This is a genomic window from Methanogenium organophilum (genome assembly GCF_026684035.1).
Lineage (GTDB): Archaea > Halobacteriota > Methanomicrobia > Methanomicrobiales > Methanomicrobiaceae > Methanogenium > Methanogenium organophilum.
In genome coordinates, this window is record NZ_CP113361.1 from 2,133,427 (window position 1) to 2,150,944 (window position 17,518).

General features: G+C 36.0%; 13 protein-coding genes. 3 read left to right on the plus strand and 10 right to left on the minus strand.

The genetic code is table 11. The features are described from left to right. Positions 1–80: 80 nt before the first annotated feature. From OU421_RS10530 to OU421_RS10575, 10 genes are all read right to left on the minus strand, one after another. Positions 81–1,922 carry a hypothetical protein gene (locus OU421_RS10530; protein WP_268186048.1) on the minus strand — a complete coding sequence of 614 codons (1,842 nt, stop codon included), beginning with the start codon at positions 1,920–1,922 and terminating at the stop codon, positions 81–83. A gap of 108 nt (positions 1,923–2,030) precedes the next feature. After that, a complete protein-coding gene (locus tag OU421_RS10535) occupies positions 2,031–3,044 on the minus strand; it encodes a glycosyltransferase family 2 protein (RefSeq protein ID WP_268186049.1) in 1,014 nt (337 codons plus the stop codon). Next, on the minus strand, positions 3,013–4,476 hold the full coding sequence (locus tag OU421_RS10540) for an alkaline phosphatase family protein (protein WP_268186050.1): 1,464 nt from the start codon (positions 4,474–4,476) through the stop codon (positions 3,013–3,015). The genes OU421_RS10535 and OU421_RS10540 overlap by 32 nt, the downstream gene beginning before the upstream one ends. Continuing rightward, entirely contained in the window at positions 4,467–5,135 is a 669-nt protein-coding gene (locus OU421_RS10545; protein ID WP_268186051.1) for a nucleoside/nucleotide kinase family protein, read from the minus strand. The genes OU421_RS10540 and OU421_RS10545 overlap by 10 nt, the downstream gene beginning before the upstream one ends. Further along, complete coding sequence (locus OU421_RS10550; protein ID WP_268186052.1) at positions 5,132–6,151, minus strand: glycosyltransferase; 1,020 nt, start codon at positions 6,149–6,151, stop codon at positions 5,132–5,134. Before OU421_RS10550 ends, OU421_RS10545 begins: the two co-directional genes overlap by 4 nt. Next, the gene (locus tag OU421_RS10555) at positions 6,148–7,332 is read right to left on the minus strand and encodes a glycosyltransferase family 4 protein (protein ID WP_268186053.1); all 1,185 of its coding nucleotides are present in this window, start codon (positions 7,330–7,332) and stop codon (positions 6,148–6,150) included. Before OU421_RS10555 ends, OU421_RS10550 begins: the two co-directional genes overlap by 4 nt. A 4-nt stretch (positions 7,333–7,336) precedes the next feature. Next, positions 7,337–8,785 (minus strand): B12-binding domain-containing radical SAM protein, encoded by a 1,449-nt coding sequence (locus OU421_RS10560; RefSeq protein ID WP_268186054.1) that lies wholly within the window; start codon positions 8,783–8,785, stop codon positions 7,337–7,339. After that, on the minus strand, positions 8,782–9,717 hold the full coding sequence (locus OU421_RS10565; protein WP_268186055.1) for a glycosyltransferase: 936 nt from the start codon (positions 9,715–9,717) through the stop codon (positions 8,782–8,784). The genes OU421_RS10560 and OU421_RS10565 overlap by 4 nt, the downstream gene beginning before the upstream one ends. 25 nt (positions 9,718–9,742) lie before the next feature. Next, positions 9,743–10,639, minus strand: a complete 897-nt coding sequence (locus tag OU421_RS10570) for a glycosyltransferase family 2 protein (protein ID WP_268186056.1) — start codon at positions 10,637–10,639, stop codon at positions 9,743–9,745. A gap of 1,020 nt (positions 10,640–11,659) precedes the next feature. Further along, positions 11,660–13,108: a lipopolysaccharide biosynthesis protein gene (locus OU421_RS10575; protein ID WP_268186057.1), complete on the minus strand. Its 1,449-nt coding sequence runs from the start codon at positions 13,106–13,108 to the stop codon at positions 11,660–11,662. Positions 13,109–13,447: 339 nt separating this feature from the next. On the opposite strand from OU421_RS10575, the gene OU421_RS10580 reads away from it, so the two are divergent. The 3 genes from OU421_RS10580 (at position 13,448) to OU421_RS10590 (ending at position 17,512) form a co-directional block, all read left to right on the plus strand. Then, positions 13,448–13,684: a hypothetical protein gene (locus OU421_RS10580; RefSeq protein ID WP_268186058.1), complete on the plus strand. Its 237-nt coding sequence runs from the start codon at positions 13,448–13,450 to the stop codon at positions 13,682–13,684. A gap of 147 nt (positions 13,685–13,831) precedes the next feature. Then, positions 13,832–15,736 carry a glycosyltransferase family protein gene (locus OU421_RS10585; protein WP_268186059.1) on the plus strand — a complete coding sequence of 635 codons (1,905 nt, stop codon included), beginning with the start codon at positions 13,832–13,834 and terminating at the stop codon, positions 15,734–15,736. 621 nt (positions 15,737–16,357) lie between these two features. Next, a complete protein-coding gene (locus tag OU421_RS10590; RefSeq protein ID WP_268186060.1) occupies positions 16,358–17,512 on the plus strand; it encodes a glycosyltransferase family 4 protein in 1,155 nt (384 codons plus the stop codon). Positions 17,513–17,518: the final 6 nt, after the last annotated feature.

Here is a 17,518-nt window from a genome sequence, read left to right on the forward strand (position 1 = left end):
ACAGGTGCTTATATTCGGCCAAAAATAGTTCACCTGTGGAAAGGGTGTGTGATATGAATTATTCAAAATTAAATGATTGATTAAGCACTAGTTTTCCAGACATAATATGATTCTCCACCAGAATATATTTTATTAATTGTATGATCATTTAATAATTTATTCAAATCCTCATATTCATATATTCTGTTTAGTTTATTCCAAACAGATTTTGGGAGTTTATACTTAAAAAGAAAATCCCTTTTCCCAAAAACAATAAATAATTCTTCATTGTTTAGAGCATCTGATATGTACTGGTATTTATCATAACCAAAATGAGATGGTATATAATTATCTCTATAAAATTTAGCTTTTTGATCCCATTCTGAAAGTAATATATTTCTTTTTTGCAAGTTATATAATGGAATATAAGTATATTTTGTACAGAAATTATTTCCAATATGTTCCATAGACCAATTTACTCCTTGTAATTCAGCATTAGTAATTTGGATATTTTGCTTTGCATTCGTTGGAGATGGGTAATAATTGTATGTAGTCAGAATTACTAACAACAATATGATTATCGATAGTAGAATATTAAAAAAATGTTGAGCTTTTTTTCTATTTCTTAATCTTTCAAATACCATTGAGATAAAAATGCTATCTAAAATAATTGTAAATATAAGCGGAATACTTAATATTCGAAGCACATTGGCTGCAACTGATTGAATGAAAAATAGTATTATGCTCATTAATGTTGTAATTAAACATAATTGAAAAAAATATTTAATTCCGTTATTCTGCAAAACTTCTTTTCTTATTTTCATATCATATAAGATAACAATAAAAAAAATGAACAATATAAATGCTAGTATGCTGATTGGGCCATATATGTTTACATAATAATAAAGTGATTGTTGCAGGGTAAGTTCAGACCTAGAAAGTAATTCAGTTTGCACTTCATAAAATGATGTACCAATGTCATTAAAGACATATTGATATATAATTTTTATTGTTTGTCTTATGTAGTTGAAATTTAATATAAATGTGGCAAATATTGTTAATGCAATGATTGGAATTATTGGTTTAAACGAATTAAAATTTACTAAATGATTGTTTTTTCCTTTTTTTCTCAGATTATAATTTACTTGAATAAATCTAAAACATGTCAGTGACATTATTATTAGTATTATATATATTAGTGTAACTGGATGATAAAATATCTCAGAAAATATTAAAACCATTAAAACTAATGAATATTGATTCGTGTTCCTTTTAGACCATATAATATTGAAATAAACAAATAATATTGTGGGTATTAATAGGATCGAATCGATGCTGGGATGAAAATAATATCCATATCCAAATATTGGGATAGATGCTAAAACGAGGCACAATGAGGATACGCTTTGAGAGTTAGTTACTTTTTCAGAGAGAATAGAGATTCCACTAATAAATACAAAAATAAAAAGAATGGTGATTATTGTACCTGCCATATATTGATTTAAATTTGTAAATAATTCTATGACTTCAAAAAGTATATGTATTCCAGGATATATATTTAAATTACCAATATTCCCATTAATTACTAATTCATTTAGATGCGCAAGATGCACATTCAAATCTTGAGGATCAGCAAATGGGTAACCTCTAAACATTGGAATACATATAATGATAAAATAGTATGATAAAATTAAAAGTAGCCCTAAAAATTTAAAATATTTATTGATATTAATGTGATTACCAAATATAAATAATGATGAACTAAAAAAGAATAATGATATCAAATTTATCCAAAATATATTTGGGAATGCATTGTATATTGATATTTCATAACTTTGTGCCTCAGGTGTGCAGACTATAAAAGTTAGATCAATAATCAAAAAAATCAAACAGGATATAATTAATACTTTTGGAATTAATTTTGGATTGATTTTTATTGTCAATCTATCTCACCTCAAAATGTGTAAATAATGTTTGCAAAAGAAACAAAATCAATTGTAATTTGAATCATAAATTTGTCCAAGTATGCATCATTATTAATTGTCTATATTTTATGAATCTAATTTTTCAACAATTTTTAATCTGCAAACTACCTTCATGATGTAATAATAAATTAATATCCCAACAGTCATGATAAAGATTTTCAAATTCCTGTATTGAACAGAATTAATTTTATCTTTAGCTTTAACCCAATCATGTTCACTTATGTAAAAAATAGCAGAATAGATTTTCGATTTTTCTAAACGGTTTAAATAATTCTGCTCAATATCTTCCCTTGAAATTGATAGTTTTTCTTTAAAATCGATAGGAAGATTGTCATAATATGAAATCGATATTATAGTCCCTTTTGTTAATTCAACCTTTAAATTTTTTGTTGCTTGAGCAGAATGCCATCTCCATATGCCAAGAATTTCACTAGAAGAAGCAAATTTTCCTTTTAGAGATAATTTTAGCCAGGTAGGATAATCCACGTATGGAGTATTATGATACTGAATAAAACCACCTATTGAATTTAATGCATCTGTTTTTATCATCACAGTACAGGCAGGAATGTAATTAAATAGTAGTAATTCTCTTATTTTTTGATAATCCGAATCTAATTTGAAATATTTTTCTTTTGGATGGTATCGCATATGATTTCCGGAAGCGTCTACAATTTCGGTTTTACCCCAACAAAGAACTACTTCTTTATCATTAAATAACTGTAATTGTTTCTCTAACTTAGTCGACGGCCAATAATCATCACCCTCAAGAACCGCAATGTATTTACCTTTGGATAATTTAAGGGCCAAATTATACACTTCATTTAATTTCCAGATACCTCCATTTGTTTTTTTTATGTATCGTAATCTTTTATCCTTGATATTGAATATTTTTTCTTCTGTCCTGTCTGTAGAACCGTCATTTACAATTATCATCTCCCAATTAGTATATGTTTGAGAAAGAACACTCTCAATGCACTTCTCAATGTATTTTTCATGATTATACGTTGGTGTAATGATTGTTACCAGTGGTTCGCCATTTATTGGACAATTAGATATTTTTGCTACCAAATTTTCCATCATTAGATACTTCCAAGAGGTTTAAAATAATTGGTGCAATATCTAAAGAAGTAATTGTTCTTTCATTGATACCTACCAACTTTTCATGATCTTTACCACCAACAATAAATGTGGCATTTTGTTTATGGCCACCAGAAATCAATCTATGGGCATAACAATTTGTTACTAATTCAGTGTATATATCCCAATTCACTCCATAACCATCATTAAGCTCAAATAAGATATCTGGGAGATCACTTAGATGTGGACCACAATATACATCATCTCTCTTACAAATCCATTTCAGATATTTTCTCTCTCTAGAATTCAGCTCATTTTTTATGCAAGCAATAATATTTTCTCTTAATGGTTCATAATCAGCATCATTTATTTGTTCAATATTCAAATTTATTCCACCACAGGGATTCATTCCCACAAGATCTGATGTGTAAGCCTTACTTTTGATATAATTAATTGAATAATCTGATTTTTGAATTTTTTTGCTAACACAAGGAAAATGTCTTGAAATTTTTAATGCTAAAGAATCTAAGGAAGTGGCGTAAATTATGTCTAGTACCTTTGACTTTAATTTTCCCTGGATATAAATATTTGAAAAATCTGAATTATTATTGTTGGTAATTAAAAATCCATTTTTCCTTAAAATTTCATTAATATTGACTAGTTGCGTGGACCTCATTTGATGGCCATGATCACTAAATACCATAATAAAATTAGATTCGATTTTTACGAATTCACTTATTATATGATCAAATAGCTTATAATAATCTAGTATTACATTTTCATATTTGTTATTACCTGGGTAAGTTGGATCTTTTTCATCATAAAATCTCCAAAAAAAATGCTTAATGCTATCTAAAGTTGTAAAGCATACAAAACCAAGGTCCCAATCTTGAGATCTTAACTGATTTATTGCATATTTAAATTGATTTTGAGTAATGGAATATATTTCTCTATAAAATTCATCTAATTCATTTTCTAATGGATATTTTGTATGTACTCCCCCCAACTTTGGTAAATTTTGATTTAACCCTAAGTGTTCAGGAAATGTCTTTGCATCTCCATCAAAACCAACAGGTCCGCTAACCATAATCCCATTTACTTCCCAAGGTGGATAAGCAACAAATGGATTAATTATACAAACCTTTTTTCCATTTTGACTCGCTATATCCCAAAATGTTTTTCCCTCAATGGATTGAACATTAATAATACTTTTTTCAAAAGACTTAGATGTCTTTAAAACTCCGTGATTTGCTGGGTCAAGTCCAGTATAAATGCTAGTCCATAAAGGAACTGAATCATAGGGAAATATTGCTTTGTATTCAGGGAATGCACCATTATCAATTAATTTTTTAAAGTTTGGGAGTTCTGGTAAAAATTTTTTAAGCAGAATTGGATCCAATGCATCAATACCGATTGCAAGTACTTTTACCGACATAATATTTTCTCATCAATTACTTTTTTGACATCTTTAATTTCTGTATTTAATTCTTGATTACCATTGATGATAATCATATCATTTTCTTTTGAAACCATTAAATATTGATTTTTTCTATCAATCAAATAATCAATACTAGGTGTGTCATTTTTTCTTTTAAAGGCAATATCTTCAGGAATATCAATAAAAAAACACAGACTCGGTTTTGGAAAAAAATTAAAGGATCTAGATAAGATTGACCTATTCTTCTCATCTGAATTGTTAAAATCTACTGCCAGGTCAGTTAGTACAGTATCATAAATATATCGATCTGAGATTACAATGTCATATTTTATCAAAGAATAGATTAAGCTAGGGTATGTCTGCAAAAAATAATCAATAATTAGCAGATTTTGGTAAATATTGGATAAAAGACTATTCTTAAATATCTCCTTTTTCGCATTGGAATGATTTATATAATTTTTATAATAATCACTTTTGCTAAGAAACAATTTTTTCCCAATTAGATTAGGGATATACAGTAATACTGGGTTATATCTATTATGGAGGTATCTTGTACTGAAACCCCTAGAGGCATATTCGGTTTGTAATTTTTTAGATACCGTTGTTTTACCTGACCCATCAATTCCAGTGAAGCATATGTAGAGTGCTTTTTTCATTTGATTTCCTCATTTAACAAATTATTATAATTTATTTCCAATTCATTTACTATTTGAGACCATGAAAATTTATTTATCAGTTCTCTAGAGGATTTGTAATCATTCTTTTTTATTTGGTTAATAGCTTCTAAAATTTCTGATGAGTCATCGATAAAGAATAAATTGGAAGGTTTTTCTGTAAATATTTGCTCTAATCCACCATATTTTGTAGATATTGTGGGAATGTCACATGCTAAGGCTTCAAGGACAGTGAGGGGTATTTCAATTCCCGAGGATTCTTTTATTCCAGAAGAACTCCTTTTGTATTTTGCTGCAAAAAAATAGCAATCAGAAAGGGCATAAATCTCTTCAATGTTTGGTAAATACTTGTCAATAACTATGCACCCTGAATCTTTTAAGTTATTAAATAATCTTGGATCAATCCCTGCAGATTTAGAACCAACAATTATTACAGTATTGTTTTTTTCTTTTATTGATATAAATTCTTGAATATTTCGATTTTCTTTGATAGGTCCTATGTGTAGTATTACAAATGAATCTTGATCTATTCCATACTTAGTTCTGAGTTTCCGTTTTTCATCTCTATTATTTGGTTTATATTTTTCAATATCAACTCCACCAGGAATAAATACGGTTTTTAGCCCTAAATCTAAAAACATTTTTTGTGTATTATTAGATTGAACAAGAACAATATCAGGCCTACAAAAATTAATAAACCATCTAAATGAGTTGCTAAATGAGGGATTCATAGCTGACATTACTGTTTTTGGATTAGAACAGATTTTTGAGATTAATTTCAATAAAATAAAACTTTTTTCGGTAGGTCCATGTAAATAGTGGATAATATCAGGTTTGTATGCATATATGTTTCTCCAAAATTCTAGATGATTAATTTCTTTAATATTAATTTTTAAGACATCGTTTCTTTTTATTAACTCTTTATAATAATGTGTGGAAGTATTTTTCATGCCTTCGTCTAATCGATCATCAAATTCGCCAATTAAACAAATTTTCAATGTAATACCTCCTCATATAATGACTCTGTTTGTTCTGCAATTTTTTCCCATGAATAATCAGAGATTTTTGATAAACAATAGCTTGTCATATTTTCCTGAATTTTTTTGTCAGTAAGTAATTGGATTATTTTTTGTGCTAGATCATTTTCGTCATTGGGCTTGCATAAGAATCCATTTTTATAATTTTCAACACTATCGGGGATACCGCCTATTTCAGATGCAACAATCGGAGTACCGCATGCCATAGATTCTAAAATCGTTAATGGATAGCATTCTGTAGCCATTATTGAAGGAAGAACAAAAACATCTGCTGAAGCATAAAAGAAAGGTTTTAGTTCATCTTCAATATATCCTTTAAACAAGATATTATTTTCAACCCCTAAATCTCGTGAAATTTTTTCAAGTTCATGACGCATTACCCCTTTTCCAGCAAAAATTAATTTGGTATTAGGCACCGCAGCAAGGATCGTTGGCAAGGATTTCACCAATATATCTGGTCCTTTATATGGTGCAAGAAAGCCAAAGAAAAGGACTATTTTTCCATCCGTTGGTAGTCCAGCTTTTATTCTGCATTCATTTTTGGGATCATGAACAGAAATGTCATTTATATTCACTCCGTTAGGAATGGCGATAGTCTTGTTTTTGTATGGAATTAAATAGCGTGATCTGTCGATATACGTTTTTGAAGGAGAAATAATGCATGTTGCATAATTCAAGATCTTATCGACTAAATATCTATTATTTATTGCAACGCCTAATCGACGGATAATCCCGCCATAGTCATCGACCCAATCGCCGTGGTATGTGATTATCAAAGGTAGATTCGCTCTTTTTGCGTATCTTAAACCTGCGAGTGGACATGGTGCAAGATCAAAGTGAGTATGGATTAAATCAAAATTTCGGTCAATAGATGCATTGAGTTGTTTCCAAGAAATGTTTGATGTTCCAATTTTTAAATTTGTACCATATCTCAATATTTTTATGTTTTTATTTTCTTCAACAATAAACTTTGAAGTTGGGGAGGTAGTAAAAACAGTTACATCATGGCCTCTTTTGGCCATTTCTAACGATAAATAATATGCTGCATTTTCTGCTCCCCCACAATGATAATGTTGAAGATCATCAGTGGATGCGTCAGTTTCTAAATAGGGGAAATGGTTTATAAAATATCCAATTTTCATGATATTAGCTCCTTGCAGTGTAATTTAGAAACATTTTTGCAGAAAACCAAAGTCTCTTTATTTCGGCTATGGCATCCTTCTTGAATATTTGCTTAACTGCAAGTGGTATATATCCCAGCGAAAGGTAGTAACCTCGCAAAATACCATTTACCTCATGCACCATTGCATCATTGCTCAGGCATGGGTATGAAATAATTGCTTTCTGGTGTCCATCATGATCTAGATAATCATTGGGATCCTCAGTGAGAAGAAAGCCATTTTTCTTGCACCAAAAATAAAATTCTGTGCCCGGGAATGGCGAAGCGACTGCAACCTGAAGTATCTCAGGTTTTATTTCCCTGATTAATCGTTTTGTCATTTCGATAGTCTCTTTTGTTTCACCGGGAAGGCCGATGATAAAATCTCCATGAACTAATAATCCTGCTTTTTTTGCATTTTGAGAGAAAATACGGATCTGATCAACAGTAATTCCTTTTTTTATCGCTTTTAATATTTCTTCACTTCCTGATTCAAATCCAGATATCAGCAATCGGCAATTCGCCTTTTTCATTGCTTTCATGGTTTCGAGATCAAGAGTGTCGGCCCGGGCGTTACATGACCAGATGATGTTTAGGTTTCGTTTATGGTAACCATCGCAAAATTTCATCACCCGATTTTTACTGATGGTGAAGGTGTCATCCTCAAAGAAGATTTCTTTTATAGTGAGGTTATTCTGAATCCACTCGACTTCATCCAGAACACTCTCAATGTTCCGTGTCCGGTATTTTCTCCCCATAAGTGTCTGGGGCCAGGCACAGAATGTGCACTGGTTCGGGCAGCCCCTTCCAGTGAAAATCTGAATTTCCGGGTACAGTGACTGGCCAAGGAAATAATCATCAATATTAAGGTATTTTTGATAAATTTTTGAAACGAATGGGATCTTGTCAAGATCTTCTGATTTGGAAAATTCACGGTTAGGATTGTGAATTACTTTTCCCTCTGCTTTGTATGAGATTCCACTGATTGTGTGGAGGGATGCATTTTGTTCCAGTGCATCTGCGATTTCCTGCAGAGTGAAATCATATTCCCAGCGAGCAATGATATCGACGCCCGGACTTTCAAGAATTTTGTCTGGATATTGTGATGTTGGCGGACCGACCAGCACGACTAATGAATCAGGATTCTTTGTTTTAATGGATTCTGCAACTCCGATATCATTGTTCATACTTGGAAAACTACTATCGATCACTATCAGATCTGGTTTAAATCCATTGATATCTGAAAGTACGGAATCAACATTCCAGTCCCATGCAGGAGCATCGACAAGCTTAACATCGTGATTCTGATCAAGTACAGCAGTCGCGTAGGCTAACCATATTGGATAGTAGAGTGTCCCTCCTCTTCCTGTGTCTTGCCACCGTGCCCCTCTCCCGAAATGTGGGAAATATGGGGGATTTAACAAATATATTTTCATATTTTACCACCTGAATATCCTTTAATGATTCCTCTCCAGAAACCGAATGAATAAGAAACATGTTCTAATATGAAGATTATTGGAATCGTGAACAGATAGACAATGCTTTTTGCTTTAGACAAAATCAGAAAATCAAAAAATACCAATACTGCAAAATAGAGCAGTAATAATAACAGGAATATCTGTGGGGATATGAATAGGCAGATTACCGTAAATAACGCTGCGACTGGGGGGATGGTCTGTAAATCAAATAGTTTATTCTTCCCTCTTCCAAAACCAAATGAATACATTCTTTTTACAAATTGGGTTAGATTCCTGTCTTGGTTATGAAGAACAATAGCATCAGGTGTATAGAGTATCTTGCCAAATTTCAGTAATCTTTTATTGAGATCCGTATCCTCATTCATGGAGTAACTTGTATTATAACCACCAATTTTGAGGACATCATCTCTCCGATACATGCTGTTGCAGCCACTGATACTCTTGACAAACTGCTTATTTTTTAATACCCTGTCCTGAACTGAATTTGCACTTCCTAAAAATGAATCTAATGCGTATGCAATTGATTTTTCCCAGATCCCCTTGCCAATATTTTGTATGCCTCCTCCGACACCAACAATATCATCTGAAAATTCTTTTACTAGGTTTTCAAGCCAGTCTGGATTTGGAATACAATCAGCATCTGTAAATGCCACAAATTTATTTTCGGCTTTTTGAACGCCCAGTTGCCTTGCTCCGCCAACTGTCCCATAATCTTCAAATATGATTTTCGTAGGATATTTTTGAGCTATTTCTATTGTTTTATCTGTAGAATGACCGTCAACGATAATTACTTCATTTGGCTTTAGGGTTTGATTAAAAACTGCATTTAAACATGAATCTAAATTGGCTTCTCCGTTTTTCACCGGAATAATCACTGATATTGTATTCATTTTTATCAAACAGAGTGTAATCGTTCTATTTATTCATCTGAATCAGCTTAACAATCGAATTCAGAATCAGTCCGGACGTGAACAAGAGCATCCCAAAAATCATGGCGAGAACGCAAAGAATTGCCATAACATAATGGAATATGCCGTAGTTGTGCAGTTCGCTGAGGACATATATTCCAACAGCAAATCCTCCAATGGTCAGAATGGTTCCGGGAAGGCCAAAGAACCAGAGGGGGCGCTTTAAACTGATGTATCCAATGATGTTGTAGAGAACCATCATGCCATGCTTGACAGGGTTTTCTGATGATGTCTCCTCAAGATCATAGCGGACATGAATGGGCACCTCACAGATCTGCAGGGTTGCTTCACTTGCGTGGAGGAGGATCTCTGACCCTGCTGACATACCATTTCCTGAGAGGGTGGGACTAATTGTTTTGATTGCTTTTTTGTTGTAAGCCCGAAATCCGCTTTGAGAATCAGATACATTTGGCAATGTGCTTGATGCAGCGAAATTTGTCGCTGTGTCAAGTACTTTCATTCCGACTTTCCGGTAACCGGGGATTGAATCCTTTGCCTCATTCAGGAATCGTGAACCAATGATGAGGTCGCACTCTCTGCTTTTAAATGCATTCAGGAATTTTGGGATGTCATCAGGATTGTGCTGGCCGTCTGCATCCAGAATTATAAGGATGTCTGCATTCAGCTCTTCTGCTGTCCTGAATATTGTCTGAAGGGCCCCGCCATATCCCTTGTTGGTCTTATGCTGGATAACCATTGCACCGAGGGCTTTAGCAATCTCAACGGTTGCATCAGATGAACCGTCATCCACAATGAGAACCGTGTCAACATATTTTTTTGCACCAAGGATGGTTTGTGCAATACACTGTTCTTCATTATATGCAGGCATGGCAGCAATGATCATGCAGCACTCACTCCTGAGGAATTGGACTGGAACCTCTTTCCGATTTTCACAAACAGTTGAATGATTCCGTGGGTCATATCAGAGAAATATTTTAAACTCCCCAGTATCATACTCCCAATAGTGAGCCCTTCGTTATATGCCGGAATGACAGTGACTATTGTTTTTGGTTTCATTCGTTTCCTGTTCTTTTAAAAAGGTATCGCAACGTTTTAGTAAACGTCATATTCTGCCCACCTAACTTGTAAAATGCTAGATAAAGTTTCTCTAAAATTTACTTTAATGCTTTGATCTGATTGCAAAAATACCGGGATATTCAATCCTTTTTTTGATATTTTTTCGAATTTTGTTATAGTTCTTTTCTTTCGCGCAAAAATATTTTTGGATTAGCCAGACGTTTACCGGATACCTCAGGAAGGCCTTGTTGAATCAATAAATGGACGAATAAAATGATTGAATGAATAAATGGATGAATAACTAACTGTTGACAATATTTCGGAAGGAATTATTTTTCTTTCCCGTCAGAATATTTGAATTTTGATGCTGAAAATATGGGGTGCTAAAATAATCTTTCCAGATCATCTGAGAAAGCCTCCGTTCAATATTATCGAAAAATGCCTCTCTAAATATACAGGGATTCTTTTTTGGGTTCCTTGGTTTTTAATTCACGTTCTCTCTTGCATTTGGTATTACCATTCGATATTTGGATTGCATAATTGATTGCCGGATTTGACGGTATAATTTGAATTTCCCAATTGATTGTTGAATTAGACACCGGATGGATTTCCCGATAAAATCGTCGAATTAGACTGGCGAATTGAATCCCTATTCAATTTATGAATTTGGCTGCTGATTGGATTAGATTGGATTACCAGATTGAATTGTCGAATTAGACTGCTCATTTGAATCCCCCCAATTGATTGCTGAATTCGACTGTCCGACTGGATTGCACAATATTCTGTAATGTGACCCATATTTGTGTGGATATTTGACAAATAAAATGGGGATGACAATTCGATTACATCAAAACGGAAGAAATGCACCAATGCCTGGATCTTTCTTAATCATATATAGGTAATAACCAATCATCAATCCGCAGGATAATATAAAGATAAAAAACGAATCGAGGGCAGCTATTTTTGCAGATATGAGGATTATGATTGCCGGAATGGTGATGACACATGATCTGGCAATGACTCTGATGATATTTGTTCGCGGCACGCCTGCCATACGAATGAGGATGAAACAAAATGTACCATAAACCAGAATTCCTGATAGTGAAAACAGACCAAGAGCGATAACAACGCTTCCTGCAATGCCGCCGAGGACCAGCGATAAAAATCGTGTGATGATGTTCATCCCATTAAATATCAGTCCATACCGTTGTTTTTCCAATACAATGTAGATCTTACTTAATGGTGAATATAAAAACCAGATAATGGTCCAAAAGCTTAATATTTGTGCATATAATCCCGCTTCACTCCATTCATCTCCAAATACCACTGAAAAAATATCCGGTCCGGCAATTGCCAGTATCAGTATTGGGAGTAACCCTATTTTCAGGAGAACCTCGGATATTTTTTCGACCAACATGGCAAGATCTCCGGTTCTGTGTTCAACTGATGCCTGTTGGAAGAAAACCTGTCCGATAGCGCCGCCGATCAGATTCATCGGAAGCTGAAGCACCATAAATCCCAGGGAATAGAATCCCACGGTAACCGGGGAGAAAAACGCTGCCAGAAGAAATGCCGGCAGCTGCCACGAAACTGTGTTCAGCAGCGCCGACCAGCTATCCACAAGGGGAAACTCTTTGTAGCGTTTCAGCCCTGTCATCATCCCTTTCCATGATGTCCCCTTTCGCAACAGGGAATGATCATCCCGCCAGATTTGCCCCCCCAGCACTGCCGTGGAGACAGATGACCCAACCAGACTTGCACCAATGAGGCTTCCTCCTGTTGCAAACCCGGCAAATCCTGCCCCCAGCTGGGTGCCCGTTGAGGTAATTGATTTGGTGACCCGGGCAACCGAGAGGCGTCCGAAATGTTTTGTTCTCGAGTTCCAGTAGTTCAGCGCGAGAAAGACGCCGTTGATTAAGACAAAGGGGGGAATGAGGATGAGGTACGGTGCAAGATTGGGTGCATTAAGGAGGGAGAGGATGGCATCTCCCCCGAAATAGAGAAGTGGCACGGTAAGTCCGCTGACCATTGCGACACAGAGGATGCAGAGGCCCAGCATACTTACCGCTTCATGGTCATCCTCCGGGAGCATGATTGCGAGTTCGTAGCGCAGGCAGGCAATGACTCCGATGATGCTGGTAATAGAAATGAAGATTGCAAGGAATCCAAATGCCTCGGGCCCATAGAGGCGAGTAAGGAATGGTGAGGCTAACACCGTGATTATCTGGGCAAAGGTGGTGCCGGTGACGAGCTTTAGAACATCTTTTGCAAAAGAATGGTTCTCGGATGCGGGCATCAATTGTCTACCTATTAGTACACGTGGATAACAAACTATCTGTCACGAGGAGAATCGGAAATGATGCGGCAGACTATATGGTATTGGTATCATTGCAGAGTCCGCCTGCCGGAGATGTTCTGAACCAATCGGGTTGCTCGTCCCGGTGGAGAATGTTTCCAATGAAAAAACGGTTCTTCGCTGTTTCCTGTGGAGAAGTATTAACACAAAATAGAAAGGCAAGGGAGGGGTTTCCCCCTCTCTGCCGGACTCTCCCCCGTCATATGACAGGCCGCAATGGGGGTGGACTGGCACCCCCATTGCTCCGGTATTGTTCTTAATACGTAAATATGAAATATTATGGGTTTTCATGGAAGAACTCAGAAAAGCGTGTTATCTCCACTTTTCGATGTTCCCGGAGATGTTTTGTTCACTCCAATTGTATTTTTCACCATTCTGAATAGTGAAGACCCGTTTTTTGGATTCACCGCACCAATGAGCGGAAGAACCGATGTTCACCACCAATGTAATCATGAAGCTGATGAATACATTCCAACGAAGCTGGGTTTAGAGATATGTCTGCCGGGAGATGTCTAAAGAAACGGTGAATTTACCTGCATGATTGGATTCTCCTATTTTTGGTGAATTAATCTGCACGGCTGGATTGCCGATTTTAGTGGTGGTTTTTCGCCTCCCTCAGGTCTCCAATGGTATTATTACGATAGCTCTCTATCATCCATGCAAATGGATAGTTCACACATTAAGAAATTCGCAGGCCATTTGCCACTGATATTGGTAGCTATCAGTATTGCGGGTCTTCTTCTGGGTGGATTGGTTTTTTCCCGGTGGGATTATTCCATACGGGGACTCGCAGTGGCAATCCCTTTCGGTATTGCTGCAGTATTCCTGCATCAACTATTCACAAAAAATGGTGATTGCATACATGCAGCAGATATATCGAAGATCAGTCAATCCGTGCTATTCAAAATCTACGCTCTGCTGTTCATCGTGTCATTAATGATATTAGTCCTGGGAATTGAGCGGCATATTTACCTGGTTTCCATACTTGGGCTGTATACGATAATTTTGGTACAGATTGTTTCACAAAAATGCCGTGTTGGTATCGTCCTGGGTGAAACGATCTTCACGATGCTAAATGTCATATACGGGGTTACATTCAGTTATCCGCTTTATTTTAGTACTACCGATGTTATGAGCCATATATTCATGGCAAAAGTTACTCTGTTGTCCGGACACACAATTCCTTTGGACTTACAGGCAACATACTCCCCATTTCCACTGTATCATATTTTTATTGCCGCATGCTCGAATCTCCTGAATCTACCCATCCAGGAAACGCTTTTTTTAGTGACTTCGCTACTATTTGCCCTGACGATTCTATTCATATTCTGCATCTTCAGATTCCTGACCTCTGATGATCGGTTACCACTTTTGACATGTTTGTTCTACTCCATGACGAGTGTTGTAGTATTGGAAGGAATTCAGACGATAACACGGAGTTTTGCGTACATTGGCTTCGTCATTCTGCTTTACCTGATATTTAAACAGGGGGGGACAGAGAAGGATAAACGGGTATTTCAGGGCCTGGCAATACTCATGGTTCTGTTCATTATCTTTGTTCATCAGGTTTCAATTGCACAGATCGTTATACTTTTGCTCATTTTTATGGTGGTTGAATATTTTTTTACAGAAAGAACATTTTTTTCAACGCACTTTATGCAGTTTATTATCGTCCTGTTTTTGGGCTATTGGTTATTTGCTGCCACGAATTTTCTGAATTGGCTGACAAATGCCCGTATGAATCTTAATTTCTTCGATATTGGAACCAAACACACGGTATTGACAGACCCTGCGATGAGTCAGGAAAATGCAGCTCTGATATTCCTCAATAATAATCTCGATATCAGCATATTCACGGTGTTCGCAATAATCGGAATCGGATATATGCTCTGGAGGCAAAAACCAAAGTATCTCACGGTAATTGGATTATTTTCATTGATTACCATAGTATTGTACCTGCCCAATCCCATTTTCACGTCAGAAACCATCGTGCATTTATTCCGACTCGATAGATTTTGGATACTAATCAGCCCGTTTATGGCTTTTTCAATGGCCTGTGGACTTATGGTTCTGATGACATATTCACAGGGCAGCAGATCTCATCGAAAAATTGCCTACTCACTGATATTTTTTGCAGTTTTCCTGTTTATGGTGGCATCTCTGTATGGGGTTGTTATACCCGATTCATCCGATCAAAGACGGTATTTTTATTCTGAAGAACTGGATGGGTTTAATTTTATTCTGGATAAGGTACCGTATGGATCGAACCTTGGATCGGATTACCAGACGTCACGGTTCTTTATTCAGGATTATTGTAGTCTGTCAGATACATTCGAACTTCCCTATTACGATAGTACTATGCTCAATAGATTTTATAGCAGAAACAACAGCCACGATTATAGTATTATCAGAGAGAGAGCATTCCTTGAAAGCGGCATAATAATTACCGATATCAATTATAGATACATTTACCATCCGACTGCAGAAAATGCTCTGGAATTAACCCGCTATGTTAATCGGAATGACCTGATTTATTCGAATGGGAACATCAGTGTTGTTGGCTGGTGAGAAATTATCACAATAAAAAATGGCCTTCCCTATTTCGTACGGGAAACTATAAAGAACTGAAAGGCAAGGGAGGGGGTGGCCCTCTTCCCTGCCTGCCCCTCCCCCATCAGGTGATGGTCACAATGGGGGTGGGCTGGCACCCCCATTGCTCCAGTATGGTTCTGAAATCGACAAAATATGAAGATCTATGGCTTTTGCGCTGAATTCATCAGAGCATGTGATCGCTGCTTTTCAAATTTTCGGGAGATGTCGCATTCACTACAATTGTGTTTTATAATCACCCACACAAAATACGAAGAGCCAAAAAATGTATTATCCGCCGTTTTGCGGTAGTATTTTGAAAATGGAGTCAAATATGGGGATTATTGAACGGTATCCATACACTGCAAACCCCTTGGGGATATGATTTGATACTGTGACTTCTCGCTGTTTCTGGTCGGTATGTAATCTAATCGAATCGTTGGGCAGGGGAATGGACTGCCTCCATCCGGGGTTCTGTCTCAGAGGGGCGGAGGACAGCAGACTCTCTTTGGTAGTCCAAACCATTACATGCCATGTGACCAATACATACCGTTCATTCCACAAACTGAATTGAGAAAATCTGCAATTAATTGTGATAATATGGACCGAACAACGAATCCCCGAATTCTGTTCGTATTAATGGGGTATTCTCCTGACGACAACGGTGCTCAGGCAACAAGAGCAGTCAGCCTGTTTCATGAAATAAAAACCTATTTTTCTGACACCTCACTGATCATGAAAGAAGGGGAGAACCCATCTGTTGAAGACGGCTACAACCTCATAAAGCCAAGGTTTTCATTGGAAGGAAATGGGATATTATTGAAAGGCATTCTTTTCAGGGTTCAGATGACACTCGCTATAATCAGATTTGTTCATAAAAGACATATTACCTCCATAATTCTTCGTGGATATGATACCATACTTCTGTTTCCGTTTTTAAAGGTTCAAAAGGTGAAAATATTCTATGATTTTCATGGCAGATACAATCTGGAATTAACCCAGCAAAACAGGCATCTACGGGCTGCATTCACCAGAATGTGTGACAAATTTATTCTGAAACATACAGACAAAATACTCACCGTAAGTGAGGGAATACAATCACAGATCCCGGAGTATCGCTATAAATGTCTCCCCCTTCAAAATGGCGTTGACGTTCAGGCAATAGAAGACGCCAAAAACCGGCAACCAGTCATGGACATTCCTGAGAATGAATATATTGTAGGGTTTATCGGCAACTGGGAACCGGTGATGAGAATCGATGATATTTGTAATGCTGTGGAAATAATCGACAATACAACTGCACTGATCATTGGAAAGGGGTATAATGCAAATGAGATTTTTTCACAATACCGCAGTAAAAAAACTATATTTACGGGCCGGATAAACCAAAAAGATGCATTATTTTTATTGCATAAGATGGATGTCTGTATCATTCCCTATGATAAAAACCACTATATGTCTAAAATCAATAACTTTTTTTCGAATCGGAAAGTCTATGAATATCTGTCTGCCGGAAAACCTATCATCGTATCAAATATTGAGGCAAGACCTGCATTCTTAATTGACAATGTAAATTGTCTGACATATGAATCCGGAGACGCTCGTGATCTGGCAGGAAAAATATCTGAGCTCATACACAATCCGATACGTGCAGAAGAAATGAGCAAAAATAACACAGAACTCGCAAAAAAATTCACCTGGAAAAATTTAGTTGAAGAATCGGGGATTGTATCCGAACTGAAATTACATTATTAGCATCCG

What these genes read in the sequence shown, in the direction of transcription:
- OU421_RS10535 (WP_268186049.1), bottom strand. Translation starts at nt 3,044, where the DNA reads ATGATGGAAAATTTGGTAGCAAAAATATCTAATTGTCCAATAAATGGC.
- OU421_RS10540 (WP_268186050.1), bottom strand. Translation starts at nt 4,476, where the DNA reads ATGTCGGTAAAAGTACTTGCAATCGGTATTGATGCATTGGATCCAATT.
- OU421_RS10545 (WP_268186051.1), bottom strand. Translation starts at nt 5,135, where the DNA reads ATGAAAAAAGCACTCTACATATGCTTCACTGGAATTGATGGGTCAGGT.
- OU421_RS10555 (WP_268186053.1), bottom strand. Translation starts at nt 7,332, where the DNA reads ATGAAAATTGGATATTTTATAAACCATTTCCCCTATTTAGAAACTGAC.
- OU421_RS10565 (WP_268186055.1), bottom strand. Translation starts at nt 9,717, where the DNA reads ATGAATACAATATCAGTGATTATTCCGGTGAAAAACGGAGAAGCCAAT.
- OU421_RS10560 (WP_268186054.1), bottom strand. Translation starts at nt 8,785, where the DNA reads ATGAAAATATATTTGTTAAATCCCCCATATTTCCCACATTTCGGGAGA.
- OU421_RS10580 (WP_268186058.1), top strand. Translation starts at nt 13,448, where the DNA reads ATGGGTTTTCATGGAAGAACTCAGAAAAGCGTGTTATCTCCACTTTTC.
- OU421_RS10575 (WP_268186057.1), bottom strand. Translation starts at nt 13,108, where the DNA reads ATGCCCGCATCCGAGAACCATTCTTTTGCAAAAGATGTTCTAAAGCTC.
- OU421_RS10585 (WP_268186059.1), top strand. Translation starts at nt 13,832, where the DNA reads ATGGATAGTTCACACATTAAGAAATTCGCAGGCCATTTGCCACTGATA.
- OU421_RS10590 (WP_268186060.1), top strand. Translation starts at nt 16,358, where the DNA reads ATGGACCGAACAACGAATCCCCGAATTCTGTTCGTATTAATGGGGTAT.
- OU421_RS10570 (WP_268186056.1), bottom strand. Translation starts at nt 10,639, where the DNA reads ATGATCATTGCTGCCATGCCTGCATATAATGAAGAACAGTGTATTGCA.